This window comes from Armatimonadota bacterium (genome assembly GCA_031081675.1).
GTDB classification, from domain to species: Bacteria; Sysuimicrobiota; Sysuimicrobiia; order Sysuimicrobiales; family Kaftiobacteriaceae; genus Calidihabitans; species Calidihabitans tengchongensis.
The window spans coordinates 86,863-110,257 of sequence record JAVHLZ010000006.1 but is presented as its reverse complement, the minus strand read 5'-3'; the positions used below and the strand labels follow the sequence as shown (position 1 = coordinate 110,257).

26 protein-coding genes are annotated in these 23,395 nt (G+C 72.4%); 20 read left to right on the top strand and 6 right to left on the bottom strand.

Annotation, left to right across the window (positions count from 1 at the left end):
• The first annotated feature begins 154 nt into the window (after positions 1 to 154).
• From RB150_03865 to RB150_03810, 12 genes are all read left to right on the top strand, one after another.
• Positions 155 to 784: an ArsR family transcriptional regulator gene (locus tag RB150_03865; protein ID MDQ7819677.1), complete on the top strand. Its 630-nt coding sequence runs from the start codon at positions 155 to 157 to the stop codon at positions 782 to 784.
• A 5-nt stretch (positions 785 to 789) separates the two neighbouring features.
• Positions 790 to 1,515: a cytochrome c oxidase subunit II gene (locus RB150_03860; GenBank protein ID MDQ7819676.1), complete on the top strand. Its 726-nt coding sequence runs from the start codon at positions 790 to 792 to the stop codon at positions 1,513 to 1,515.
• Positions 1,516 to 1,561: 46 nt separating this feature from the next.
• Positions 1,562 to 3,391, top strand: coding sequence for a cbb3-type cytochrome c oxidase subunit I (locus RB150_03855; GenBank protein MDQ7819675.1), 1,830 nt, complete (start codon positions 1,562 to 1,564; stop codon positions 3,389 to 3,391).
• Positions 3,381 to 3,584, top strand: coding sequence for a cytochrome C oxidase subunit IV family protein (locus RB150_03850; GenBank protein ID MDQ7819674.1), 204 nt, complete (start codon positions 3,381 to 3,383; stop codon positions 3,582 to 3,584). The genes RB150_03855 and RB150_03850 overlap by 11 nt, the downstream gene beginning before the upstream one ends.
• A 2-nt stretch (positions 3,585 to 3,586) precedes the next feature.
• The gene (locus RB150_03845; GenBank protein MDQ7819673.1) at positions 3,587 to 4,153 is read left to right on the top strand and encodes a cytochrome c oxidase subunit 3; all 567 of its coding nucleotides are present in this window, start codon (positions 3,587 to 3,589) and stop codon (positions 4,151 to 4,153) included.
• A 173-nt stretch (positions 4,154 to 4,326) separates the two neighbouring features.
• Positions 4,327 to 4,782 (top strand): hypothetical protein, encoded by a 456-nt coding sequence (locus RB150_03840; protein ID MDQ7819672.1) that lies wholly within the window; start codon positions 4,327 to 4,329, stop codon positions 4,780 to 4,782.
• Between the two features lie 5 nt (positions 4,783 to 4,787).
• Positions 4,788 to 5,246 carry a hypothetical protein gene (locus tag RB150_03835; GenBank protein MDQ7819671.1) on the top strand — a complete coding sequence of 153 codons (459 nt, stop codon included), beginning with the start codon at positions 4,788 to 4,790 and terminating at the stop codon, positions 5,244 to 5,246.
• A gap of 48 nt (positions 5,247 to 5,294) precedes the next feature.
• A complete protein-coding gene (locus RB150_03830) occupies positions 5,295 to 5,753 on the top strand; it encodes a cupredoxin domain-containing protein (GenBank protein MDQ7819670.1) in 459 nt (152 codons plus the stop codon).
• Between the two features lie 10 nt (positions 5,754 to 5,763).
• Entirely contained in the window at positions 5,764 to 6,207 is a 444-nt protein-coding gene (locus tag RB150_03825) for a hypothetical protein (protein MDQ7819669.1), read from the top strand.
• Positions 6,208 to 7,140: a 4Fe-4S dicluster domain-containing protein gene (locus RB150_03820; GenBank protein MDQ7819668.1), complete on the top strand. Its 933-nt coding sequence runs from the start codon at positions 6,208 to 6,210 to the stop codon at positions 7,138 to 7,140. It abuts the gene before it with no gap.
• Positions 7,137 to 8,687 carry an NrfD/PsrC family molybdoenzyme membrane anchor subunit gene (gene nrfD, locus RB150_03815; GenBank protein ID MDQ7819667.1) on the top strand — a complete coding sequence of 517 codons (1,551 nt, stop codon included), beginning with the start codon at positions 7,137 to 7,139 and terminating at the stop codon, positions 8,685 to 8,687. Before RB150_03820 ends, nrfD begins: the two co-directional genes overlap by 4 nt.
• Entirely contained in the window at positions 8,671 to 9,186 is a 516-nt protein-coding gene (locus RB150_03810; protein ID MDQ7819666.1) for a hypothetical protein, read from the top strand. Before nrfD ends, RB150_03810 begins: the two co-directional genes overlap by 17 nt.
• Positions 9,187 to 9,239: 53 nt before the next feature.
• Here RB150_03810 and RB150_03805 read toward each other — a convergent pair whose 3' ends face one another.
• From RB150_03805 to RB150_03795, 3 genes are all read right to left on the bottom strand, one after another.
• Positions 9,240 to 9,890: a response regulator transcription factor gene (locus RB150_03805; protein ID MDQ7819665.1), complete on the bottom strand. Its 651-nt coding sequence runs from the start codon at positions 9,888 to 9,890 to the stop codon at positions 9,240 to 9,242.
• Positions 9,880 to 11,613, bottom strand: a complete 1,734-nt coding sequence (locus RB150_03800; GenBank protein MDQ7819664.1) for a GAF domain-containing sensor histidine kinase — start codon at positions 11,611 to 11,613, stop codon at positions 9,880 to 9,882. The genes RB150_03805 and RB150_03800 overlap by 11 nt, the downstream gene beginning before the upstream one ends.
• A gap of 75 nt (positions 11,614 to 11,688) precedes the next feature.
• Positions 11,689 to 11,892, bottom strand: a complete 204-nt coding sequence (locus tag RB150_03795) for a hypothetical protein (protein ID MDQ7819663.1) — start codon at positions 11,890 to 11,892, stop codon at positions 11,689 to 11,691.
• 184 nt (positions 11,893 to 12,076) lie between these two features.
• On the opposite strand from RB150_03795, the gene RB150_03790 reads away from it, so the two are divergent.
• From RB150_03790 to RB150_03755, 8 genes are all read left to right on the top strand, one after another.
• A complete protein-coding gene (locus RB150_03790; protein ID MDQ7819662.1) occupies positions 12,077 to 12,751 on the top strand; it encodes a response regulator transcription factor in 675 nt (224 codons plus the stop codon).
• 105 nt (positions 12,752 to 12,856) lie between these two features.
• Complete coding sequence (pfkA, locus tag RB150_03785) at positions 12,857 to 13,828, top strand: 6-phosphofructokinase (GenBank protein MDQ7819661.1); 972 nt, start codon at positions 12,857 to 12,859, stop codon at positions 13,826 to 13,828.
• 8 nt (positions 13,829 to 13,836) lie between these two features.
• The gene (locus tag RB150_03780; GenBank protein ID MDQ7819660.1) at positions 13,837 to 14,841 is read left to right on the top strand and encodes a tagatose 1,6-diphosphate aldolase; all 1,005 of its coding nucleotides are present in this window, start codon (positions 13,837 to 13,839) and stop codon (positions 14,839 to 14,841) included.
• Positions 14,838 to 14,981: a hypothetical protein gene (locus RB150_03775; protein MDQ7819659.1), complete on the top strand. Its 144-nt coding sequence runs from the start codon at positions 14,838 to 14,840 to the stop codon at positions 14,979 to 14,981. Before RB150_03780 ends, RB150_03775 begins: the two co-directional genes overlap by 4 nt.
• Before the next feature lie 68 nt (positions 14,982 to 15,049).
• Entirely contained in the window at positions 15,050 to 16,213 is a 1,164-nt protein-coding gene (locus RB150_03770; GenBank protein ID MDQ7819658.1) for an FAD-binding oxidoreductase, read from the top strand.
• A gap of 133 nt (positions 16,214 to 16,346) precedes the next feature.
• Positions 16,347 to 17,528: a putative sulfate/molybdate transporter gene (locus RB150_03765; GenBank protein ID MDQ7819657.1), complete on the top strand. Its 1,182-nt coding sequence runs from the start codon at positions 16,347 to 16,349 to the stop codon at positions 17,526 to 17,528.
• Positions 17,529 to 17,535: 7 nt separating this feature from the next.
• Positions 17,536 to 18,618, top strand: a complete 1,083-nt coding sequence (locus RB150_03760) for a class II aldolase/adducin family protein (protein ID MDQ7819656.1) — start codon at positions 17,536 to 17,538, stop codon at positions 18,616 to 18,618.
• Positions 18,619 to 18,692: 74 nt separating this feature from the next.
• A complete protein-coding gene (locus tag RB150_03755) occupies positions 18,693 to 19,916 on the top strand; it encodes an alcohol dehydrogenase catalytic domain-containing protein (GenBank protein MDQ7819655.1) in 1,224 nt (407 codons plus the stop codon).
• A gap of 49 nt (positions 19,917 to 19,965) precedes the next feature.
• Here RB150_03755 and RB150_03750 read toward each other — a convergent pair whose 3' ends face one another.
• Genes RB150_03750 through RB150_03740 form a run of 3 tightly spaced genes read right to left on the bottom strand, consistent with a single transcriptional unit; the run spans position 19,966 to position 23,386 of the window.
• Entirely contained in the window at positions 19,966 to 21,249 is a 1,284-nt protein-coding gene (locus tag RB150_03750; GenBank protein MDQ7819654.1) for a Glu/Leu/Phe/Val dehydrogenase, read from the bottom strand.
• Between the two features lie 2 nt (positions 21,250 to 21,251).
• Positions 21,252 to 22,208, bottom strand: a complete 957-nt coding sequence (locus RB150_03745) for a GNAT family N-acetyltransferase (GenBank protein ID MDQ7819653.1) — start codon at positions 22,206 to 22,208, stop codon at positions 21,252 to 21,254.
• Between the two features lie 44 nt (positions 22,209 to 22,252).
• Entirely contained in the window at positions 22,253 to 23,386 is a 1,134-nt protein-coding gene (locus tag RB150_03740) for a VIT1/CCC1 transporter family protein (GenBank protein MDQ7819652.1), read from the bottom strand.
• Positions 23,387 to 23,395: the final 9 nt, after the last annotated feature.

Below are 23,395 nucleotides of genomic sequence, written 5' to 3'. Positions count from 1 at the left end.
TCTCAACAACTGAAAAATACAGCCTTCGCCCGATTGGCCCCGGGCCTGACAGCCGGCTAACGTCTTTGGCAGTATTCGTTGAAACCGTTGAAACGATATGACGGCTGTCCCGTCCGCCAACCGCCCGCGACCCCGCGCCCGTGTTCTCCGGGCGGTGGCTGCCAAAGACGACATCCTCCGGCGCCTGCCGTCCGCCGGCGGCCGTACCGTCCGCGAACTGGCCACGGCGGTCGGGCTGTCGCCGTCCGCCCTGCGCCAGCACCTGGCGTCCCTGGAACGGGAGGGCCTGGTCGAGAAGATGGCCGTCCGGGGCCGCCCCGGACGGCCGGCGTTCGCCTACCGCCGCGCCGAACCCTCCGCGGGCCCGGCCGATCCGTCCAGATTTCTGGGCGTGCTGTTGCGCGTGGTGGAGTCCCTGGGGCCGGACCGCGCCGCGGAGGTCGTGGACGGCGTGGTGGGGGCGCTGGAGAGCGAGTACCGGGCCATCGAGCAGATCCCCGACCCCGGCGCCCGCATCCGCGCGGCCGTTTCCGTGCTCTTCGACGGCGAGGGGCGCTCGCAGGTCCGCATCGCCCCCGACGGCTACGAGGTGAGCCTGCGGCGCTGTCCGTTGCTGCCGGCGGCCCGGGAGTCCCCGGCGTGCTGTGAGATCGCCCGGCGCCTGCTGGCCCGGCTGTCCCGCGCCGAGGTGGAACAGCGGGAGTCCCTGCTGCGGGGCGATCCCCGCTGCCTGTTCCTCCTGCGGGTGCCGGCCGCGGGCGGCCGGATGGCGAAGGCGGGGTGAGGCCGGTGGCGCGGCACGCGGGCGCGGTGGCCGTGCTGTGGGGCGTCCTGACCGTCCTGGGCCTGCTGGCGGCGGGACGCGCCCACCTGCTGCCGGTGGCGGCCGCCCGGGAGGCCCGCATCATCGACGACGCCTTCCGCTTTCTCCTCCTGCTGGCGGTCCCGGTGTTCACGTTCGTGCTGGCCGCCCTCGCGTACTCGGTGGTGGCGTTCCGCGGCCGCGGGGAACCTCCCGACGACGGCCCCCCGCTGCGGGGGCGCTCGGCGGTGCCGTGGATCTGGCTGGCGGTCACGGGCGGCCTGGCCGTCTACGTCATCTTCAACCCCGGCCTGCGGGGTCTGGCCGAGCTGCGCGCCGATCGCCATGCGGACCTGGTGGTGCGGGTGGAGGGTTCCCGGTGGGTGTGGCGGTTCGTCTATCCCGACGCGGGCGTCACCAGCCGGGAGCTGGTCCTGCCGGTGGGCCGGCGAGTGCGGTTCGAGGTGACTGCCGCCGACGTGGTCCACTCGTTCTGGATCCCGGCGTTCCGGGTGAAGGTGGACGCGGTGCCCGGCATGGTGACGACGGTGTACGTGACGCCCACCCGGGTCGGCGACCGGGCCGCCGACGTGAACTTCCGGGTCCAGTGCGCCGAGCTGTGCGGCCTGGGCCACCACCTGATGGCCTCGCCGGTCCGGGTGGTGGACCCGGAGGCGTTTCGCGAGTGGGCGGAGAGCGCCCGGTCCCCGTAGGCGGCGGAGGCGGGGGCAGGGGGCACGAGGTGAGCGGGCTGTGCGCATGATCGCGCGCGGGATCGGGTGGGGGCTGGTCGGTTTCGCGCTGGGCGCCGGGGCGACGCTGGCGGCCGGGTGGGCCGTGGGGCGCCCCCCGCGGGCCGAGGTCTGGGTGACCGTCGGCTACGTGATCGGGCTGGCCGGCTGGCTGCTGGGCGTCGGTCTGTGGGAGGCCTGGGCCCGGGGGTGGGTGGGGCTGCCGGTGCGCCACGAGCCCGACCACACGTGGCGGCGCTACGTCCGGTTCACCACCGACCACAAGGTGATCGGGGTGCAGTACCTGGTCACCTTCGTGGCGCTGTTCGTGGTGGCGGGCGCGATGGCGCTGGTGATGCGGGTGGAGCTGGCCGCCCCCGGGCCGACGGTGATGGGAGCCGCCGCCTACACCCACCTGATGAGCCTGCACGGCATCATCATGATCGCCGTGGCGGTGGCCACCCTCCTGGGCGGCTTCGGCAACTACCTGGTGCCGCTGATGATCGGCGCCGAGGACATGGCCTTCCCCCGGCTCAACGCCCTCAGTTACTGGCTGGTGCCGCCGGTGGCGGTGCTGCTGGTGGCCACGCCCTTGGCCGGCGGATTCGACACCGGGTGGACGGCCTACCCGCCCCTCAGCGTGGTCAACGCCAGCGGCCAGGTCCTGTTCAACCTGGCGGTGATCACCTTCGGGCTGTCCTCCATCCTGGGCGGGATCAATTTCCTGGCCACCATCGTGGGGCTGCGGGCTCCCGGCATGTCCTGGCGGCGGCTGCCGATCTTCGTGTGGTCGGTGTTCGCCGCGTCGCTGATCAGCGTCACCGCCACCCAGTACCTGGCGGCGGCGCTGCTGATGGTCCTGCTGGACCGGGAGGCGGGGATGGCGTTCTTCGCCCCGGCCCGGGGAGGCATGCCCCTCCTGTACCAGCACATCTTCTGGTTCTACTCCCACCCGGCGGTCTACATCATGATCCTGCCCGCCTTCGGCGTCGCCCTGGAGGTGCTGACCCACTTCTCCCGCAAGCCCCTGTACGCCTACCCCTGGGTGGTGGGAGGGTTCCTGGGCATCGTGGGGCTGAGCTTCGTGGTGTGGGCGCACCACCTCTACACCAGCGGCATGCGGGAGTCGCTGCTGGGCCCCTTCATGGCCACCACCGAGCTCATCTCCATCCCCACGGGGCTCGTGTTCCTGGCCGCCCTGGGGACCCTGTGGATGGGCCGGCTGTGGCTGCGCACCCCGATGCTCTTCGCCCTGGGGTTCCTGTTCAACTTCCTGATCGGGGGCGTGACCGGCATCTTCAACGCCGACGTCCCCACCGATCTGCACCTGCAGGACACCTACTTCGTGGTCGGCCACTTCCACTACACCATCGTGGGCGGGATGATCTTCGCCCTCTTCAGCGGCCTGTACTACTGGTTCCCCAAGGTGACCGGGCGGATGTATGACGAGCGGCTGGGCCGGGTGCACTTCGGGTGGATGTTCCTGGCCTACAACGCCACGTTCCTGCCCATGTTCTGGGCGGGCGTGCACGGGATGAACCGGCGCATCGCCGACTACCCGGCGTCCCTGGCCGGGGTGAACCTGTGGATTTCGGTCATGGCGGGCCTGCTGGGGGCCAGCATCCTGGTGTTCCTGTTCAACGTGGTGCGCAGCTGGCTTCGCGGGCCTCGGGCCGCGGCCAACCCCTGGGGGGCGCGGACGCTGGAGTGGCAGGTGCCGTCGCCTCCCCCCGAAGGCAACTTCCCCCACCCGCCCCAGGTGGTGGGGGATCCCTACGGCTACGGGGTGCCGGGGGCCGTGCACGCTGTGATGGCCGCCGCCGGCGGATCCGGGGAGGGGAGGGCCCATGGACTCTGAACTGGCCGCGCGCCTGCGGGTGGGCACGCGGGTGCTGGGCGCCCTGCTGGCGCTCACCGTCCTGGAGGTGCCCGTGGCGTTCCGGGTGCCGCATCCGCTGCCGTGGCTGGTGCTGCTGAACCTGGCCGACGCCGCGCTCATCGTGTGGTACTTCATGCACGTCGCCGATCTGTGGCGCCCCGGGGAGGAGTGACCGTGGCCACCCGCGTCGCCGCCCGCCCCCGCTACAGCCGGCTGTATCTCCGGCGGCTGGGCCTGTGGCTGTTCCTGCTGTCCGAGGGGTTCCTGTTTTCCGCCCTGCTGGCCGCCCGCTACTACCTGCTGGGCCTGGAGCGGCCCGAGGGCCTCAACCAGCCCCTGGGGCTGGCCATCACCGCCGTGCTGCTGGCCAGCAGCCTCACCGCCTACCGCGCCGAAGCGGCCATCGCCCGGGGGCACCGGTCCCTGTTCGCGCGCAACACCCTGGCCACGGTCGGCCTGGGCCTGCTGTTCCTGGCAGGGGTGGGGGTGGAGTGGGCGCAGGCCTTTGCCCACTTTCCCCCCGGCCGGCGGGTGGGGACCATCTTCTTCACCCTGACGGGCATGCACGCCCTGCACGTCGCCAGCGGGGTCGCGTTGCTGGCTGGCGTGTACCTGCACGGGCGCCGGGGTCGGTACGGCCCCCACGACTACTGGCCGGTGGAGGGGGCCGTCAAGTACTGGCACTTCGTGGACGTGGTGTGGGTGTTCATCTACCCCACTTTGTACCTGGTCACCGGCTGAGCTCCCCCCGCCCGCGCGCGCGCGTCCCGGCCACCCCGTCCGCCGTCCCGCCGCCCCTTCCGCCCGAGCGTGACCTGCCCGAACGGGTAGGGGTGCTGACTACCCGGACGGGCGTTGTGCCGTCCTCCGCCGCGAGCGTACCCTGACGGTGGGTTGGGGTGCGGAGGTGGCATATGGCGGGTCGCACCGACGGGATCGCCTACTTCGCCCTCGTGGTGGCAGTCGTCGCCCTGGCCACCAGCCTGCTGGCCTACGGCCGGAGTCCCCGGCTGGAGGGGGCTGCGGCGCCGCGTCCGGCCGCCACCCTGCCGCTGTCCATGGTGGTGGCCACGTTCACCGGCCAGGGCATGGTGGCCCACCGCTGGTACCCCACCATGCTGGTGGCGCGGGTGGGAGACACCGTCGACCTGGCCGTGGCGAACCCCGACGCCTTTGCCCACCAGCTGGAGATCACCGGCTACGGTCTGCGGACCCGGCGGCTGGCTCCCGGCGCCAGCGACGACCTGCGGTTCGTGGCCGACCGGCCCGGGGTGTTCGTGTACCGGTGCGCCCTGCCCCACAATCCCGCGACCCGGGACTGCACGCCCGACCACGAGCAGATGCGCGGCTACCTGATCGTCACCGAGTGACGGATATGGAGGGGGCGCGGTCGGTGGTGGCGGGGGTCTCCCTGGCGATCTCCCTGGTCGCCCTGGGAATCAGCGCCCTGACCCTGCTGGCGTCCCCGCCGGCGGGCGGCTCCCCGCCGGCGCGCGTGGACCTGGAGCTGCTGATCACCGGGCGGGGGGCCATCGGCGGGCCGGCCGAAAGCCACCTGTTCGATCCCCAGCTGCTGGTCGTGCGGCGGGGCGACACGGTGCGGCTGCGGGTCCTCAACCTGTCCCACTTCCGCCACGGCCTGGAGTTTGCCGGGCTGGGCGTGCGCACCGGCGCCCTGCACGGGGGGGCGGCCGAGGTCGTGGAGTTCGCGGCCGACCGGCCCGGCATCTTCGAGTATCGCTGTTACCTGCCCCACGATCCGGCCACCGGGACCTGCGCCCCGGATCACGACCGGATGGTGGGGCACCTGGTGGTGGTGGAAGGGCGACGCTGACGCGATCGCAGTCCACGACGAGACCGATGGAGGTGAGGAGGGATGCGGATGAGGACGGTCGTGATCCTGGGGATCGCTCTGGCCCTGGCGGCCATCGGCCCCGCGGCGGGAGCCCCCAAGGCCCAGAAGGTCACCGTCGTGCTCAACGAGATGAGCTTCACGCCCTCTCGGGTGACGGTGACCGCGGGCACGCCGGTGGAGCTGGTCCTGGTGAACCGCGGCAAGCAGAAGCACGAGTTCATGGTGTACAGCCTGCCCCGGGCGGGGCTGGCCGGTGAAGAGCTGGAGGAGTGGGCCAAGGAGAACACCTACTTCAAGGGCGTCGAGGTGACCGTGGAGACTGCAGGGGTGGAAATTGAGGCGGAGGCCCTGATGGAGGTGGAGCTGGCGCCGGGGCGGTCGGTGACGCTGGAGTTCACCCCGCAGCGCAAGGGGACGTTCGAGATCGGGTGCCACGTGGAAGGCCACTACGAGGCCGGCATGAAGGGCACCTTTGTCGTCCGATAGGAGGCGCGCCGTGAACGGCCGGGGGCTGGCGCTGTCGGCGGTGATCGTCGCGGCCGTCGTGGCCGGGGCGTCCGGGTACGTGGTGCTGCGGTCCGCGCGCCCTCCTGTCTCGGCGGCACCCCCGGTCGTGCCCGAAGTGCGCCAGTTCGACCTGTGGCTGCACGTCCTGGAGGCGGGGGAGACCGCCGTGCGGCACTGGGTCCCGCCGGTTGTGGTGGTGAATGCGGGGGACACGGTCATCCTGCGGCTCCACAACGGGGATCCGGAGGCCGCCCACGGCTTTGTGGTGGCGGCCCTGAACGTGGTGGTCCCCCCGATCCCTCCGGGGGAGACGGCGACGGTGCGGTTTGTGGCGCAGCGGCCCGGCATCTACCACTACGGCTGCGCCGCCGCCGGGTGCGCGCCGGACCACGCCGGCCAGATCGGTCAGCTGGTGGTGCTGGGAGGCCGGTAGGTGCGCCTGACGCGACGCTCGTTCCTCACGTCCCTCGCGGCGGTGGCGGCCGCCCTGTCGGGCTCCCGGGCGGTGGCCCCGCTGGCCCGGTGGCGCCGCGGCGTGAAGGGCGCGGTGCCCGCGCTGGTGGCCCGGCCGGAGGGGGTCCACAGCCTGGCACACCTGGAGGCTGTGCCCGCAGGCGGAGGCGTGGCCCTGGCCTTCGCCGCGAAGCCACCGCGGGCGGAGCCGGCGGCGGCCTCGGGACGCCGGTGGGTGATGGTGATCGACCTGGCGCGCTGCGACGGGTGCCGGGAGTGCACCCGCGCCTGCCAGGCGATGCACTTCCTCCCCGGCGGCCAGGAGTGGATCCGGGTGTACGAGATGCGCGATCACGAGCTGGGCGCGCCCTACTGGCTGCCCCGCCCGTGCATGCAGTGCGACAATCCGCCGTGCGTGAAGGTGTGCCCCGTGTCGGCCACCTGGAAGCGGGAGGACGGGATCGTCATGCAGGACACCTCCCGCTGCATCGGCTGCCGGTTCTGCATGGCCGCCTGCCCGTACCAGGCCCGCAGCTTCAACTGGGTGGACCCGGAGGTCCCCGGCATGCCCGACGAGCCCTACGCGATGGAGTGGAACCGGGTGCACCGCCGCGGGACCACGGAAAAGTGCATCTTCTGCCCGGCCCTGCTCGCCGAGGGCCGGCTGCCGGCGTGCGCGGCCGCGTGCCCCATGGGCGCCATCTACTTCGGCGACCAGGGAGAGGACGCCGTCACCAACTCCCAGGGGGAGACCGTGCGCCTGTCGGAGCTGGTGGCCGCCAACGCCGGCTACCGCCTGCTGGAGGAGCTGGGGACCGAGCCCCGGGTCTACTACCTGCCGCCCCGGCGCCCCCTGTATCCGCCTCCGCCCCCCGCCACCGAGCCGGCCTCGGCCGGGGAGGCCCGACGATGATGCGCCGCCGGGATCTCTTCTCGCCCCGGGAGCTCCGCGTGCTGGCCTCCCTGCACGGGGGCGGGCCGGGCTTTTACGCCCTCATGGGCGTTCTGGTCGGGGTGGCGCTCTGGGGGCTCATCGCCTACGGCGTCCAGCTGCGCTACGGCCTGGGCGTGACCGGGCTGCGGGACAACGTCATGTGGGGCGTCTACATCACCAACTTCGTGTTCTTCATCGGGGTCAGCCACGTCGGCGCGCTGATGTCGGCCATCCTGCGCCTCACCGGAGCCGAGTGGCGGCGGCCGATCACCCGCATGGCCGAGGCCATCACCTTCGCGTCGCTGCTCATGGGGGGCCTGATGCCCCTGGTGGATATGGGCCGGCCGGACCGGCTCCTCAACCTGGTGCTGCACGGGCGGCTGCAGTCGCCCATCCTGTGGGACATCCTGTCCATCACCACCTACCTCACCGGCAGCACGCTGTTCCTGTACGTGCCCATGATCCCCGACATCGCCCTGCTCCGGGACCGGTTCGCGGCGGGGCCGGCGTGGCGGCGGAGGCTGTACACCGCCCTGGCCCTGGGGTGGCGCGGCACCGAGGTCCAGCGCCGCCACCTGGAGGCGGCCATGGGCATCCTGGCCGTCCTCATCATCCCCATCGCGGTGTCGGTCCACACGGTGGTGTCCTGGATCATGGCCATGACCCTGCGGGCGGGGTGGAACAGCACCATCTTCGGTCCGTACTTCGTCTCCGGGGCGCTGTTCAGCGGGGCGGCGGCCGTGGTCACCGCCATGGCCGCCTTCCGGTGGGCCTACCGCCTGGAGGAGTACATCACCGAAGACCACTTCCGCCGGATGGGCTACCTGGTGATCGCCCTGGGCCTGATCTACGCCTACTTCACCTTCAACGAGTACTGGGTCCCGGCGTTCAAGATGGCCTCCCATGAGCGCGGCTACCTGGCGGCGGTGCTGAGCGGGCCGTTTGCCCGGCTGTTCTGGTTCACCCAGGTGGGCGGGCTGCTGCTCCCGGTGCTGCTGCTGACCCTGCCCCGGGCGTCCCTGGTCCCCCGCCTGGCCCGGGTTCCCCTGCTTCAGCCCCGGCCGGCCCTGGCGGCGGCGGCGGCGTCGGGGGTGCTGGCGATCGCGGCCTACGCTCCGCCGTCGCCGGTGGCGGCGACGCTGGACGCCGGTGTGCTGCGGGCGGTTGCCGCCGGGACGCTCGCGGTGGCATCGCTGTGGGTGCTGGTGGCCCTGCTGCCCCTCTGCCGCGCCCGCCCGATCGCCACGGCGACTGTGGCGTCCGTGCTGGTCAACGTGGGCGCGTGGTGGAAGCGGTACGTGATCATCGTCCCCACGCTCCAGTCGCCGTTCCTGCCGATCCAGCGGGCGCCCCAGGGGTGGGGGGTGTACACGCCCACCTGGGTGGAGTGGTCGATTACCTTCGGAGCCGTGGCCGGCTTCCTGCTGATCTACATCGTGTTCAGCAAGCTGTTCCCCATCGTCTCCCTGTGGGAGACCCGGGAGACCGAGCAGGGCGGGGAGGTGGCCCATGCGCTGGCCCGTTAGTGCGGCGGCCGCGGTGGTGGGGATCCTCCTCCTGTCCTCGGGGGCGGCCGCCGGCGTCGCCCTCTCCCTGGAGTCGGGGCCCGGAGGGCGGCCGCAGGTCGCGGCGGTGGTGACGGACGATTCCGGGGAGCCCGTGGAAGGCGCCACCGTGGCCTTCCGGGCCCGCACCGCCTTCGGCTGGCTTCCCCTGGGAGAGGTGACCACCGACGCGTCCGGGAGAGCGGTCCTGGCGCTGCCGTCCGGGCGCCCGTACCCGGAGATCGAGGCGGAGGTGTCCGAGCCTCCGCAGCGGGCGGCCCTGACCCTCGCGGAGCGCCCCGCGTGGCGCCCCGCGGTCCGGCCCGGCCGGCAGGTCCTGCAGGCCCTCAGCCCCCAGCCGGGCCTCATCAGCCCGTACCCCGTCCCGCCCCTGGCCCTGCTGGGGGCCCTCCTGGGCGGCATCTGGGCGACGTACGGCTACATCGTCTTTCTGCTCACCCGGATCGCCACCGGCCGCTGACCCGCGGAGGCTCCCCGCCCCTGGCGGGGATGACGGGCCCCGCGCGAGGGGCCTCAGGGTTCAATGAGGCCCTTGCGGATGGCGTAGCGGACCAGTTCGGTGCGGTCGTGCAGGCCCAGCTTCTCCAGGATGTGGGCCCGGTGCGTCTGCACCGTCTTGATGCTGATGAACAGGCGCTCGGCGATCTGCTGGTTGGACAGCCCCTGGGCGATGAGGGTGAGGATCTCCTTCTCCCGCTCGGTCAGTCCGTCGTAGCGGTCCCGCTCCTCCCCGGCCTCGACCCGCTTGAGGTAGTCCTCCACCACCTTGCGGGCGACCGAGGGATACAGGAACGCTTCTCCCCGGGCGGCCGAGCGGACCGCCTGGACCAGGTCGGAGGCGGCCGCGCGCTTGAGCACGTAGCCCGAGGCCCCCGCCCGCAGCAGCTGGAAGACGTAGGACTCGTCCTCGTGCATGGTCAGGGCCAGCACCGCGACGCCCGGATGGCGCTCTTTGACTTTGTGGGTGGCCTCGATGCCGCCCATGCCCGGCATGCTGATGTCCATGATCACCACGTCGGGCCGCAGGCGCTCCACCAGCTCCAGGGCCTGCTGGCCGTCCCCCGCCTCGCCCACCACCTCGATGTCCTGTTCCCGCTCGAGGATCATGCGGACGCCCTCGCGGACGATGGCGTGGTCGTCGGCGATCAGAACCTTAATGGCCATCGGATGGGACCTCCACGGGGATGACGGCCTCGATGCGGGTGCCCGCCTGAGGCCGGGACGTGATCTTCCACGTCCCCCCCAGCAGTTCCGTCCGCTCCTGCATGCCCATCAGCCCCAGCCCCCGGCCGTCCCGCGCCCGGGGCAGAGCCTGGGGGTCAAACCCGCGGCCGTCGTCGGTCACCGACAGGCGCACCTGGCCGTCGGCCAGCGCCACGGTGACCCAGGCCCGGCGGGCGTCGGCGTGCTTGAGCACGTTGGTCAGGGCTTCCTGGACGATGCGGAAGACGGCCGTCTCGATGTGGTGGGGCATGCGCTCGTCCAACCCGGCCAGGGTCAGGTCCACCTGCAGCCCCTGGGGCTCCACGTGCTCCTTCACGTACCACCGGATGGCCGCCGCCAGCCCCAGGTCGTCCAGGATGGTGGGGCGCAGGTCGTAGATCATCTTCCGCAGCTCCCGCAGGGTATCCTCGGCGATGCCCCGCAGGCGGCTCAGCCGCTGCTGCTCCGGCGGCGCGGCCGAGCGCTCGGCCACCTCCAGGTTGAGGATGAGGGCGGTCAGGGCCTGGCCCGCCTCATCGTGGAGCTCCCGGGCGATGCGGCGCCGCTCCTCCTCCTGGGCGGTGATGAGTTTCTGCAGCAGCTCGCCCCGCATCGCCTCCTTGGCCCGCACTTCCTCGTACAGCCGGGCGCGTTCCGCCGCCAGCCCGATCTGGTCGCCGATGGCCGACAGGGTGGCCAGCTCCCGGCTGGTCAGGGCGCGCCGCCGGGGCAGGAGCAGGTTCATCACGCCCATGGTGCCTCCGGCGGTGCGCAGGGGAACCGTGACGTGGCGGGGCGCGTCCCACCCCGCCTGCTCCAGCCTCTCGCAGTGCACGATGGTGACCGCGTCGGCCAGCTGTTCGTTGCGGAGCATCTCCAGGCAGCGGCAGTCCCCCTCCATGGCGGCCATGTCGGAGGCGGCCAGTTCCAGGGGGAGGTTCTTGGTGGCGGCGATGGCAAACCCGCCATCGCGGCGCAGGTAGATCCACCCGCTGCTCAGCCGCATCAGGTCCACCAGCAGGTCCAGCGCCCGGCTCACGGCGCTGTGGACGTCCAGGGAGCGGTTCAGGGACTCGGCGATGGCGCTCATGGTCACCAGGTCCCGGGTGCGCTGGAGGGCCAGCAGGACGATGCCGATGCTGAACAGCAGGGTGAACAGCCCCGAAAAACCCGCCCCCACGCCGGCCAGGACCGGGTGCGGTCGCAGCAGGGGGTAGACCAGCGCCAGCATCCCGGTCAGCAGCAGCCCCCAGAACAGCAGCCGGGCGCTGGTGGTCTGCAGGCCCCGCTCCTGGCCGTACAGCAGGCCGGCGCTGCCCGCAAACGCGGCCCCGCCCAGCACCGACGCCACCACCGCGGCGGCGGTCCAGGACGCCTCCGCCAGAACCGCGGAGGCAGCGATGCCCACCACGGCCAGGATCGTGACCCGCCGGTCGGGGCGGAAGCTCTGCACCATGGCCCACGCCGACGCCAGGAACAGAGCGTGCCGGATGGCGACCAGAGTGCTGGAGGGGGTGAGGGTGAGAAGGGTTTCGGCCACCACGTGGGAGGCGAACAGGGCATAGGCGACGGCCCACCACCCGATCTGCCGCTCACGGCCCTCCAGATAGCGCAGGAGCAGAAAGAGGGTCAGGGCCAGGTGGATGCCGACGCCGACCGCCAGCGCACCCGTCAAAACCGTCACATCTCCTATCGTACACAGCCCGCGGGGGGTTGTCTTCGGGCGCCCGGGCAGGGGCAGAGGGGAGCGGAAGGCCGCTCAGCCGGCCCGCCGCAGCGGGGGGTGGATGTCGGGCAGTGGAGGCGTGCGCGGAAGGGCCCGGCGGTCCAGGACGGCGGTGAGGGGATACCCGCACCGGGGGCAGGCGCCTCCCGGAGAGGGGACAAAGATGGCCCCGCAGTGGGGACAGATGGCCAGGTCCGGAGACGGAGAGTGCCGCACGCGACTGCCGGAGACGCCCATGGGCACCACCCATCATATTGTACTGTAGGGCGCCCGGGCTGGGCCCATCGGTCGGCCGCCCGAGGGGCCTCTCGGGCACCGATGCCATAATCCGGCCGGCACCTGATGGCCCCGGACCGGATCCCGCCATATGTTGCAGGTACGGGCAGTCACCCTGCGGGACACGGCCGGCGAGGTGAGGAAGATGGCCAAGGCGGCGCAGTCGGTGTCCACCATCCGGATCCTGATCGCCGACGACCACGCCATCGTCCGCGAAGGAATCCGCATGATCCTGGAGGCCGAACCGGACTTTGAGGTGGTGGGCGAGGCCACCACCGGCCGGGAAGCGGTGGAGCTGGTGCGGCGGGTGCGTCCCCACGTGGTGGTCATGGACATCAGCATGCCCCAGATGAACGGCGTGGAGGCCACCCGGGAGATCCGCCGGATCAGCCCCGACACCGCCGTGCTCATCCTGACCATGCACGAGGACGAGTCCTACGTCTTCCAGCTGCTGCAGCTGGGGGCGTCGGGGTACGTGCTCAAGCGTGCGGCCGCCTCCGATCTGGTGGAGGCGGTGCGGGCCGCCGCCCGGGGGGAGGCGTTCCTGTATCCCTCGGTGGCCCGGAGCGTGGTGCAGGACTACCTGGAGCGGGTGCGCTCCGGGGAAGGGCGGGACCGCTACGACGGCCTGACCGAGCGGGAGCGGGAGATCCTGGTCCTGCTGGCGGAGGGCCTGACCAACCAGCAGATCGCCGAGCGCCTGTTCATCAGCGTCAAGACCGTGCAGACCCACCGGGCCCACATCATGGAGAAGCTCGACCTCCACGACCGGGCCCTCCTGGTCCGCTACGCCATCCGCAAAGGGCTGATCCAACCCTGACCCACGCGGTCCCCGCGATCTGCGCGATCCCCGCGGAAGGAGCCGAAATGCAGGAGTGCGGAGATCGCGCAGATTGCGCAGATCCCCTGGTATGATGGAAACGCGATGCCGCGGGTGGGCGTGCTGACCAGCGGGGGAGACGCGCCGGGCATGAACGCCGCCATCCGGGCCGTGGTGCGGACGGCGGTGGTGGCCGGGTGGGAGGTCGTGGGCATCCGCCACGGCTACGCCGGCCTCATCGCGGGCGAGGTGGTGCCCCTCACCGCCCGCGATGTGGGGGGGATCATCCAGCTGGGCGGCACCATCCTGCACTCGGCGCGTTGCCCCGAGTTCCAGACCCCCGAGGGACGACGGCGGGCCCTGGCGACCCTGGAGGAACACCGGATCGACGCCCTGGTGGTCATCGGCGGCAGCGGCTCCCAGTGCGGCGCCTGTGAGCTGTCGCGGGCCGGAGTGCGGGTCGTGGGCGTGGCATCCACCATCGACAATGACGTCTACGGCGCCGACATCACCATCGGCGTGGACACCGCGCTGAACATCGCCCTGGAGGCGGTGGACCGGCTCAAGACCACCGCGTCCGCCCTGCAGCGGGCCTTCCTGGTGGAGGTGATGGGCCGGCAGTGCGGGTACCTGGCCCTGATGACGGCTCTGGCCGGGGGCGCCGAGTCGGTGGTGATCCCCGAAGTCGAGATCCACCCTGAGCAGATTGTGGAGGACCTCCGCCTGGCGGCGCAGCGGGGCAAGGCTCACGCGCTGGTGGTGGTGGCCGAGGGGGCCGCCTACAACGCCGAGCGCCTGATCCGGTATTTCCACGAGCACCGGGAGCGGCTGGGATACGAGTTGCGGGCCACCATCCTGGGCCACGTGCAGCGGGGCGGGGCGCCCACCGCCTTTGACCGCCTGCTGGCGACCCGCACCGGGGCAGCCGCCGTGGACCTGCTGGTGGAGGGGACAGACGGGGTCATGGTCGGTCTCCGCCGGGGAGAAATCGACACGACGCCCCTGGCGGAGGTGGCGGCCAACAAGAAGACGCTGGACCTGCGGTTGCTGAGCCTGATCCGGACTCTGGCCACGTAGGAGGTCCCGTGGAACCGCTGACCGTCGGCAAGGTGCGCGGCCTCCAGCAGATCTCCGATCCGGGCGGCATCTTCGCCATCTGCGCCATGGATCACCGGGGGTCCCTGCAGAGGCTGCTGAACCCGCAGTCCCCCGACCGGGTGGAGGCTCGGGCCCTGGTGGAGGTCAAGCTGGACCTGGCGGAAGCCCTGGCGCCGGTGTCCACCGCAGTGCTGCTGGACCCGCTGTACGGCGCGGCCCAGGCCATCGCCGGCGGCGTTCTGCCGGGCCGGACGGGGTTGCTGGTGAGCCTGGAGGAGACCGGGTACGAAGAGCTCCCCCAGGGCAGGATGACCCGGCTGCTGGAGGGGTGGAGCGTCGAGAAGATCCGGCGCATGGGCGCTGCGGGGGCGAAGCTCCTGCTGTACTACCGGCCGGACCTGACCGACGCCGCCGCCCACCAGCGGGACGTGGTCCTCCGGGTTGCCGAGGACTGCCGCCGGTGGGACCTGCCGTTCGTCCTGGAACCGATCGTGTACCCCGCTGCCGGCGAGGACCCCGAGACGTTCGCCGCGCACCGGGCGGACCTGGTGGCGCGCACCGCGCGTGAGCTGGGCGGGCTGGGAGTGGATGTGCTGAAGGTCCAGTTCCCGGGCGACCTCCGGCGCGCGCGGGATGCGGGGGCGCTGCTGGAGGCGTGCCGTCGGCTGGACGCCGCCTCGCCGGTGCCCTGGGTCCTGCTCAGCGGCGGGGTCGGGTACGACGAGTTCGTCACCCAGGTGGAGGTGGCGTGCCGCGCGGGGGCGTCGGGTTTCCTGGGGGGCCGGGCGGTGTGGGAGGAAGCCCTGCGGATCGCCGACCGCGCCGAGCGCCGCCGGTGGCTGCACACGGCGGGGGCGGAGCGCATGCGGCGGCTGCACGAGATCGCGGGCGAGCACGGCCAGCCCTGGTGGCGCAAGCGAGGGCTGGCGCCGACGGGCCTGGCGGCAGTCTCGGAATCGTGGTACCGGGAGTACGGGGGAGGCGCGTCATGATGCGGTGGGTGCGGTACGCGGTGGCGGTGGTGCTGGCGGCGGTCGGGACCGCGGCGATCGTCCTGGTGGCATATGTCGCCTACCTGGTCGGCCTGTGGTCGAGGTCCGCCCGCCGCGACCACGCGCCGTCGGTGAGATAAAGGGAAAAGGGAAAAAGGCAAAGGGGAGGACAACCGGGCGCCGGCGGGCGGCGCGGAGGGGGACGGCCATGGCGACGGCGGACGCGGTGGTTGTGGGCGGGGGCGTGACCGGGACGAGCGCAGCTTTCCAGCTGGCCCGGCGGGGGCGGCGGGTGATCCTGGTGGAGCGCGGCACCGTGGGCAGCGGCCCCACCGGCCGAACCGCCGGCATCATCCGCCTGCACTACTCCTACGAACCCCTGATCCTCCTGGCCGCCCGCAGCCGGGAGGTCTTCGCCCGCTTCGAGGATGTCACCGGCGCGACGTGCGACTTCACGCGCTGCGGATTTCTGCTGCTGGCCCCCGACCGGGAGATGGACGGGTTGCGGGAGATCGTCGCCATGCAGCGCCGCCTGGGCATCGAGGCCGAGGTCCTCTCCCCGGACGAGGTGGCGGCCCGGTTCCCGCAGCTGGCCACCGACGATGTGGCCGGCGCGGCCTGGGAGCCGGGCTCCGGGTTCGCCGACGGCTATGCCACCGCGGCCGGGTTCGCGGCGGCGGCGCGCCGGTCGGGAGCGGACGTGTGGGAAGGGGTGACGGTCCGGGCGCTGCGGATCGAGGGCGGGCGGGTGCGCGGGGTGGAGACCACCCGGGGCCCGGTGGATGCCGCGGCGGTCCTCGTGGCCGCCGGGCCGTGGACGCCGGATCTGCTGCGCGCCGCCGGGGTGGACATCCCCATCCAGAGCTCCCGCCAGCAGGTGGTCCACTTGGCGCCGCCCCCCGGATGGCGGCTCCCGGTGGTGGTGGAGGATATGGTCCTGGGCCTGTACGCCCGTCCGGAGGCCGGGGACACCGTGCTGGCGGGCGTCCTGGAGGAGGAAGCCGAGCAGATCGTGCAGCCGGACGCTTTCGCTCCGGGCGTGGACTTCGAGTTCGTCGAGCGCATCGGGCGGCTGTGGGCCCGCCGCTTTCCCACCGCCCGGTCGGCCCAGGTGCGGGGGGGCTTCGCCAGCCTCTACGACATCACCCCGGACTGGCAGCCGGTGCTGGGGCCCGTGCCGGGAGTGGAGGGTCTGTTCGTCGCGGCGGGGTTCTCCGGCCACGGGTTCAAGCTGAGCCCGGCCGTGGGCGAGGCGCTGGCCGCGGTGATGGTGGGGGAGCAGCCGCCGGTGGATGTCTCCGTGTTCCGCCTCAGCCGGTTCGCCGAGGGGCGGCTCATCCGCGGCCGCCACGCCCAGGGAATACTGGGATAATCTGCGCGATCTGCCCAATCTGCGCGATCTGCGCCATGTCTCCCCTTCGGATTGCGGAGATCGCGCAGATTGCGTAGATCGGGCAGGTCTGGGCCGGCAGGTTTCCCCGTCGGGCGGGGGAATCGAGTAAGACGTGGGCTGGCGCCGCATCCGCTTCGACCGCAACGAGGTCGCCGGTGCCTTCGGCGACATCGGGACCGATTTCCCGCTGCTGGCGGGGATGATCCTGTCGGCCGGGCTGGACCCTGCCTCCGTCCTCGCCATGTTCGGCCTCATGCAGGTCGCCACCGGCCTGCTGTACGGCCTGCCCATGCCGGTCCAGCCCCTGAAGGCCATGGCCGTGATCGTCATCACCCAGAAGCTGGCTCCGGCGGTCCTCTACGGCGGGGGGCTGGCGGTGGGTCTGGCGATGCTGGTCCTGGCCGCCACCGGCGCCGTGGAGTGGGTGGCCCGGCTGGTTCCCCGGGCCGTGGTGCGGGGCATCCAGTTCGGGCTGGGGCTGCAGCTGGCGTCGCTGGCCCTGGGCCGCTACGTCGCCGCCGACGGCCCGGCGGGGTACGTACTGGCCGCGGTGGCGTTCGCGCTGACCGTGGCCCTGCTCGGCCACCGGCGCTGGCCCCCGGCATTGCTGGTCATCGGCCTGGGGGTGGGATACGCGCTGATCAGGGGCGCCGACGCCTGGCAGATCCTGTCCGGCGTCTCCGTCCGCCTGCCCGCGCCGGTGGTGCCCTCGGCCCGGGACATCGCCACCGGCTTTGTGGTCCTGGCTCTGCCGCAGCTGCCGTTGTCCCTGGCCAACTCGGTCCTGGCCACCCGCCAGGTGGTGGCCGACTTCTTCCCCGACCACCCCCTGACCGTCCGTCGGATCGCGCTCACCTACGCCGCCATGAACCTGATCAACCCGTGGGGAGGCGGGGTGCCCACCTGCCATGGCTCGGGCGGCCTGGCCGGCCACTACGCCTTCGGTGCCCGCACCGGCGGCTCGGTCGTCATCTATGGGGCCCTGTACCTGGCGCTGGGCGTGTTCTGGAGCCGGGGATTTGCCGACGTCCTCCGGCTGTTCCCGCTTCCGGTGCTGGGGGTGATCCTGACCTTCGAGGCGCTGGCCCTGATGCGCCTGCTGCGGGACCTGCGCGATCCGCTCGACTTGTCGACGGCCCTGCTGGTCAGCCTGGCGGTCCTGGGTCTGCCCTACGGCTACGTGATCGGGCTGGTGGTCGGCACCGTGCTGGTCCGGCTGCGGCGGCCGCGGTGGGAGGGAGGAGAAGTCGGCTCCGAACCCGGGAGGAGCGCGGGCCCGGAGGTGGGTATCTAATACCCTGATGCTGTTCACCTGTGTGGGCGACTACGGCGATCCGGCGCTGGCGCGGATGGCGGCGGGGTTGCGCGCCGCCTTCGAGCGCCGGGGGCACGTCTACACCGACGACCCCGAGGCGGCGGACCTGCGGCTGGTCTTCAACTTCATCGCCGTGGACCGGCCGCGGCCCTACCGGCGCCGCGCCAAGGCCATCTTCGTGGTGTCGGTGGCGGTCACCGACCAGCGGCCGGACAACGTGCTGCGCCAGGCGTACCCGCTGCTGGTGCGGTCGCTGGCCAACTTGTGCATCTACCTGGTGCGGGATCGGGAGGCGCTGCACACCTACTTCGTCACCCTGGAACAGGGCTACTACCCCATCCCCGATCTGGCCGGGGACGACTACTTCGACTACATCTACGAGCGCCTGCACCCGCTGGCGTCGTCCCAGCTGGTGATCGACAACGAGTTCCACCCGGACCTGGAGCCCGGGCTGTGGGAGGGCGATGACCTGACCCGCCAGCTCAGCGAGGCCGGGCGGCGGCTGGACGCCCTCAACCTGCTGCCCGCCCCCTTCCCCATCCACGAGCTGCTGGACGAGCGCGACCTGCGCCACATCGAGCGCCTGTACGGCATCGGCGGGCTGTCGTACGGCAACCTGAGCGTGCGCAAGGACGCCCGGCGTTTCTGGATGAGCGCCAGCGGGGTGGACAAGGCCAACATGAAGGTCATCGGCCGGGACATCCTGCTGGTCAAAGGCTACGACCCCCAGCGGCATGTGATGCTGCTGTCGGTCCCGCCCCACGTGAAGCCCCGGCGGGTGTCGGTGGACGCCATCGAGCACTGGATGATCTACACCGAGCACCCCTCGGTGGGCGCCATCGTCCACGTGCACGCCTGGATGGAAGACGTCACCTCCACCACCATCAACTACCCGTGCGGGACCCTCCAGCTCGCCCGCGCGGTGGCCGAGGTGGTCCGCCAGGCGCCGGACCCGGCGCGGGCGGTGGTGGGCCTGAAAAACCACGGCCTCACCATCACCGGGCCCACCCTGGACGACATCTTCACCCGCCTGGAGCGCGGCTTCATCCGCCAGGTCCCCATGTCGTAGATGAGCGGCCGCGGCCTGCGCCCCGCGCCCGACCCCCCGGCGCCTCCCGCCGGACCCGCTCACCGCACCCCCTGATGCGCGCCCTGGTGTTCCATCCCACCATCGCCCGGTTTGTCCTCACCCGCGCCCTCTGCGCCATCCGCCGCTCGGCCGCGTGGGGGCCATGGGCGCCCCTGCGCTACCGGGAGGTGCCCGAACCTCGGCTGCCGGGGGAGGAGTGGGTGCGGGTGCGGGTGCGCCTGGGCGGCATCTGCGGCAGCGACCTGCACACCATCCACCTGGACAGCAGCCCCGCCCTGTCGGCCGTCACGTCGTTTCCGTTCGTCCTGGGCCACGAGAACGTGGGCACGGTGGCGGAGGTGGGCCGGCGGGTTGAGGGCCTGGCGGTCGGGCAGCGGGTGACGGTGGAGCCGGCGCTGCCGTGCGCCGCCCGGGACCTCCCGCCCTGCCCGTACTGCGCCGCCGGCCGCTACAACCTGTGCGTACGGGTAGCCGACGGCCACCTCAGCCCGGGGCTGATGATCGGCGCCTGCCGGGACACCGGCGGCAGCTGGAGCGCGGGATTTGTGGCCCACCGATCGCAGGTCTTTCCCGTCCCCGACGGGCTGACCGATGAAGACGCGCTGATGGCGGAGCCGGCGGCGTGCGCGGTTCACCCCCTGCTGGCCTCCCCTCCGTCAGACCGCGACACGGTGCTGGTCATCGGCGGGGGGATCATCGGCCAGTGCGCCATCGCCGCCCTCCGCGCCCTGGGCAGCGCGGCCCGGATCGTGGCCCTGGTCAAGCATGCCTACCAGGGGGAGGCCGCCCGCCGTCTGGGCGCTGATCGGGTGGTGCGCCTGGGCCCCGGCGACGCCCACTATCCGGAGGTGGCCGACCTGGTGGGCGGCGTGCTGCGGCGTCCCATGCTGGGCAAGCGGGTCCTGCTGGGCGGCGCCGACCTGACCGTGGAGTGTGTGGGCAGCGCCCGCAGCCTCGACGACGCCTTCCGGCTGACCCGGCCCGGCGGCACGGTGGTCCTGCTGGGCCTGGCCGCAGTCCCGGCGGGGGTGGACTGGACGCCTGTGTGGTGGAAGGAACTGCGCGTGACCGGCAGCTACATCTACGGCGTGGAAACGTGGCAGGGGCGGCGGGTGCGCACCCTCCCGCTGGTTCTGGAGTGGATGGCGGCGGGCCGGATGCGGCTGGGCCACCTGGTGACCCACCACTTTCCCCTGGAGGAGTACCGGGCGGCCCTGCGGGCGGCGTCGGGCAAGGCCCGATCCCGGGCGTTCAAGGTGGCGTTCGCGCCCCGGTAGCCTGGGCACGTGCGGGCGCAGCCGACGGCGCCGGGCCGCGCGGGAGGGGTTACGGGTAGAGGCCGCGGGCCAGCAGGGCGTCGGCGACCCGCCCGATGGCGTAGATCAGGGCGGCGGTGCGCAGGTCCACGCCCCGTTCCCGGGCCAGCAGTTCGACTCCGTGGAACGCCTGGACCATGACCTGCTCCAGCCGCCGGGTGATCTCGTCTGCGCTCCAGAAGAACGACTGCAGATCCTGGACCCACTCGAAGTAGGAGACCGTCACCCCGCCGGCATTGGCCAGGATGTCGGGGACCACCAGCACGCCCCGGTCGTCCAGGATCTGGTCGGCCTCGGGGGTGGTGGGGCCGTTGGCGGCCTCCACGATCATCCGGGCCTGGACCCGGGCGGCATTGCGGGCGGTGATCTGGCCCTCGACCGCGGCCGGCACCAGGATCTCGCAGGGCAGTTCCAGCAGCTGCTCGTTGGTGACGGTCCGGGCGCGGGGAAACCCCTGGACGCGGCCCGTGCGGCGCACGTGCTCGGCGACCTCCCACGGGTTCAGCCCGGCCGGGTTGTAGATGCCCCCGAACACGTCGCTCACGGCCACCACCCGGCACCCCAGGTCGTGGAGCAGGCAGGCGGCCACCGAGCCCACGTTGCCGAACCCCTGCACTACCACCCGGCTGCCGGCCAGGGGCAGGCCCGCCAGCGCGGCCGCCTCCCGCGCAACGATGGCGACGCCCCGGCCGGTGGCGTCCCGCCGCCCGGCGGAGCCGCCGATGCTCAGCGGCTTGCCGGTCACCACCGCCGGCACCGAGTGCCCCCGGTGCATGCTGAAGGTGTCCATGATCCAGGCCATGACCTGCTCGTTGGTGCCCACGTCGGGGGCGGGGATGTCGGCGTCAGGACCCATCAGGACGCTGATCTCGGTGGCGTAGCGCCGGGTCAGGCGTTCGAGCTCGCTCCGGGACAGGGCCGCCGGGTCGCAGGCCACGCCTCCCTTGGCCCCTCCGTAGGGCAGGTGCATCAGGGCGCACTTCCAGGTCATCAGCATGGCCAGCGCCCGCACCTCGGCCAGGTCCACCTGGGGGCTGTAGCGGATGCCGCCCTTGGTGGGCCCCAGGACCGTGCTGTGGTGCACCCGGTAGCCGGTGAAGACCTGTACCGAGCCGTCGTCCATGCGCACGGGAAAGGCGACAGCCAGTTCGCGGTTGGGCGTGACCAGGTAGTCGCGGATGCCCCGGGGCAGGGCCAGGTGATCGGCGGCGCGGTGGAACTGGCGCAGGGCGGCGTCCCAGGGGTCCTCGGTCCGGGTCGCGGGCGGAGCGGACGGTTGGGGGGCGGACGCCACGGTCAGTCCTCCCGGCGCTCGAAGGTGATCCACGCCGGCTGGCGCACGAATCCCAGCAGGGTGTTGACGCGCAGCATGGGCGCGTTCAGCGAGTCGTTCCAGGTGCGGATCTCCCGGTATCCCTGCCGCCGCGCGTAGTCAATCACCCGCAGCTTCAGGGCCAGCGCGATCCCCCGGCCCCGGTACGCCCGGCGGACGCCGGTGAGCCCCTGGTAGAGCACGTCGGGCAGCCGCTGGCTGCGGAGGACGACGCTTTCCCCCACGCACCGCTCTCCGTCCAGGGCCAGGATGTGGCCGTCGGGCAGGTAGTCGGGATTGTCCAGCAGGCGCTGGCGGTACTCCTCCCGCGTCGGCGGGGTGTAGGGCTCGGGCTGGGGGATGTCGGCGGCGACGGTGGTGTGCAGGTCGTACAGGGTGGCCAGCCAGTCCGGGTCGCGCTCCCGCAGCTCGGCGGCGGTGATCAGCCTGATCTCCCCGGTGCGGGCCGCCCGTGACGAGAGCGGCGCCGGGTCAAAGGACGCCACCAGGAGGCGCGACTCCCATGCCCGACGGATCTCGCGGAAGCCCCGGTCCTGCACGAACCGCAGGCTGCGGGCGAAGGTCTCCCGCACGCCGGCCCATAGCACGGCCGGCCGCAGGGGCTGCATCGCCTCCACCAGTGCTCCGTACAGTCTCTTGCCGATGCCCAGCCCCTGGCGGTCCGGGCGGACGACGATCTCCACCCACAGCTTCCGGGGGTGGTACATGCTGCTGACGTGGTGGTACTCGGCCATGCCGACTATCCCGCTGCCGTCCTCCGCCACCAGGCGGTGCAGGCGCAGGCGGACCCCGTCGTATCGGGCGTCTTCGTGGCGCCACTCGGCCTCCGACCACGGATAGTCGGCGTACACGGCGGAGGCGACGGCCACGGCCGCCGGATAGTCCCGGTCCTCGAAGGGTCGGATCGCCGGGGAGGTCACGGATGATACCTTCGCACACCCGCCGGGGGAGGCGCAACCCCCACTTACAGCAGTCGGGCCACCTGCTCGCCCGCCACGAAGCCTACGGCGGCGATCCCCAGCCCCACGAGGAACATGTCCAGACCGCTGCGCAAGGCGCTGCGGCCCGTGAAGACGCTGCGGGCCGCGCCCACCAGGAAGTGGGACAGCATGCTGACGGCAAAGGACGTCCAGGTGGCCGCCGCGCCGTCCAGGACCAGGAACGGGATCACGGGGATGAGGGCCCCCACGGCGGTGGCCATGCCCGTGATCCCTCCTTCCCGCAGGGGGGAGAAGGCCGTCTGCCCGATGCCCAGCTCCATCTGGACCTGTTCCTGCAGGGCCCGGTCGGGATGGCGCATGACCTCCCGGGCCGCCAGCGCCGCCGCTTCGGGGGTCATCCCCCGGGCCTGGTACAGGATGGCCAGTTCGGCCTCTTCGAGGTCCGGCATCACCCGCAGTTCTTCCCGTTCCATGGCGATCTCGTGGGCGTAGACCTCGCGCTCGCTCGTGGCGGCCAGGTAGCTGCTGCTTCCCATGGAAAGGGCGTCGGCGATGAGCCCGGCCACCCCGGAGACGATGATCAGGTGGGCCGGGGCGTTCGCCCCCAGGACGCCCATCACCAGGCCGAAGTTCGCCGTCAGCCCGTCGTTGAAGCCGTAAACGGCGTTGCGCAGGAAGCCCCCGGAGGCGATGCGATGCCAGGGCTCTCCCGGTGCGCCGCCCGCCATCCCCGCCAGGCGGGCGGCGTGCTCCGCCGACTCCCGGGCCAGGCGGGCGGCGGCGGCGGCCGCGTCCGGGTGCCGGTAGCGGGCGGCACCCCGGAGGTACCCGCGGGTCTCTCGGCCCTCTTCGGCCAGCAGCAGGCCCGCCAGGGCCGCCCACCCCGCGGCGCGACCCAGCAGGGCCGTCAGGCGCGCCCGCAGGCTGGGGCGGTGAGCCGGCAGGGAGACCCCGGCGGCCCGCAGGAGGTCCGCCCACCGCGCTGCGTGCTGCTCCTCCACCTCCGCCAGTTCCGCGAACAGGCGAGCCTGCCGGGGATCGCGCGCGGCGGCGGCCAGGCGCCGGTACAGGAAGGCGGCGTCGCCTTCATCCTGCCAGTGGTCTCGCCACGCGGCGACCTCGGACCGAGAAGGAGAGGGCGGATGGGACGTGCTCACACGTATGAG

Coding starts and splice junctions, on each gene's coding strand:
- RB150_03855 (MDQ7819675.1), top strand. CDS start 1,562: ATGATCGCGCGCGGGATCGGGTGGGGGCTGGTCGGTTTCGCGCTGGGC.
- RB150_03850 (MDQ7819674.1), top strand. CDS start 3,381: ATGGACTCTGAACTGGCCGCGCGCCTGCGGGTGGGCACGCGGGTGCTG.
- RB150_03840 (MDQ7819672.1), top strand. CDS start 4,327: ATGGCGGGTCGCACCGACGGGATCGCCTACTTCGCCCTCGTGGTGGCA.
- RB150_03835 (MDQ7819671.1), top strand. CDS start 4,788: ATGGAGGGGGCGCGGTCGGTGGTGGCGGGGGTCTCCCTGGCGATCTCC.
- RB150_03830 (MDQ7819670.1), top strand. CDS start 5,295: ATGAGGACGGTCGTGATCCTGGGGATCGCTCTGGCCCTGGCGGCCATC.
- nrfD (MDQ7819667.1), top strand. CDS start 7,137: ATGATGCGCCGCCGGGATCTCTTCTCGCCCCGGGAGCTCCGCGTGCTG.
- RB150_03810 (MDQ7819666.1), top strand. CDS start 8,671: ATGCGCTGGCCCGTTAGTGCGGCGGCCGCGGTGGTGGGGATCCTCCTC.
- RB150_03805 (MDQ7819665.1), bottom strand. CDS start 9,890: ATGGCCATTAAGGTTCTGATCGCCGACGACCACGCCATCGTCCGCGAG.
- RB150_03795 (MDQ7819663.1), bottom strand. CDS start 11,892: ATGGGCGTCTCCGGCAGTCGCGTGCGGCACTCTCCGTCTCCGGACCTG.
- RB150_03790 (MDQ7819662.1), top strand. CDS start 12,077: ATGGCCAAGGCGGCGCAGTCGGTGTCCACCATCCGGATCCTGATCGCC.
- pfkA (MDQ7819661.1), top strand. CDS start 12,857: ATGCCGCGGGTGGGCGTGCTGACCAGCGGGGGAGACGCGCCGGGCATG.
- RB150_03775 (MDQ7819659.1), top strand. CDS start 14,838: ATGATGCGGTGGGTGCGGTACGCGGTGGCGGTGGTGCTGGCGGCGGTC.
- RB150_03770 (MDQ7819658.1), top strand. CDS start 15,050: ATGGCGACGGCGGACGCGGTGGTTGTGGGCGGGGGCGTGACCGGGACG.
- RB150_03760 (MDQ7819656.1), top strand. CDS start 17,536: ATGCTGTTCACCTGTGTGGGCGACTACGGCGATCCGGCGCTGGCGCGG.
- RB150_03755 (MDQ7819655.1), top strand. CDS start 18,693: ATGCGCGCCCTGGTGTTCCATCCCACCATCGCCCGGTTTGTCCTCACC.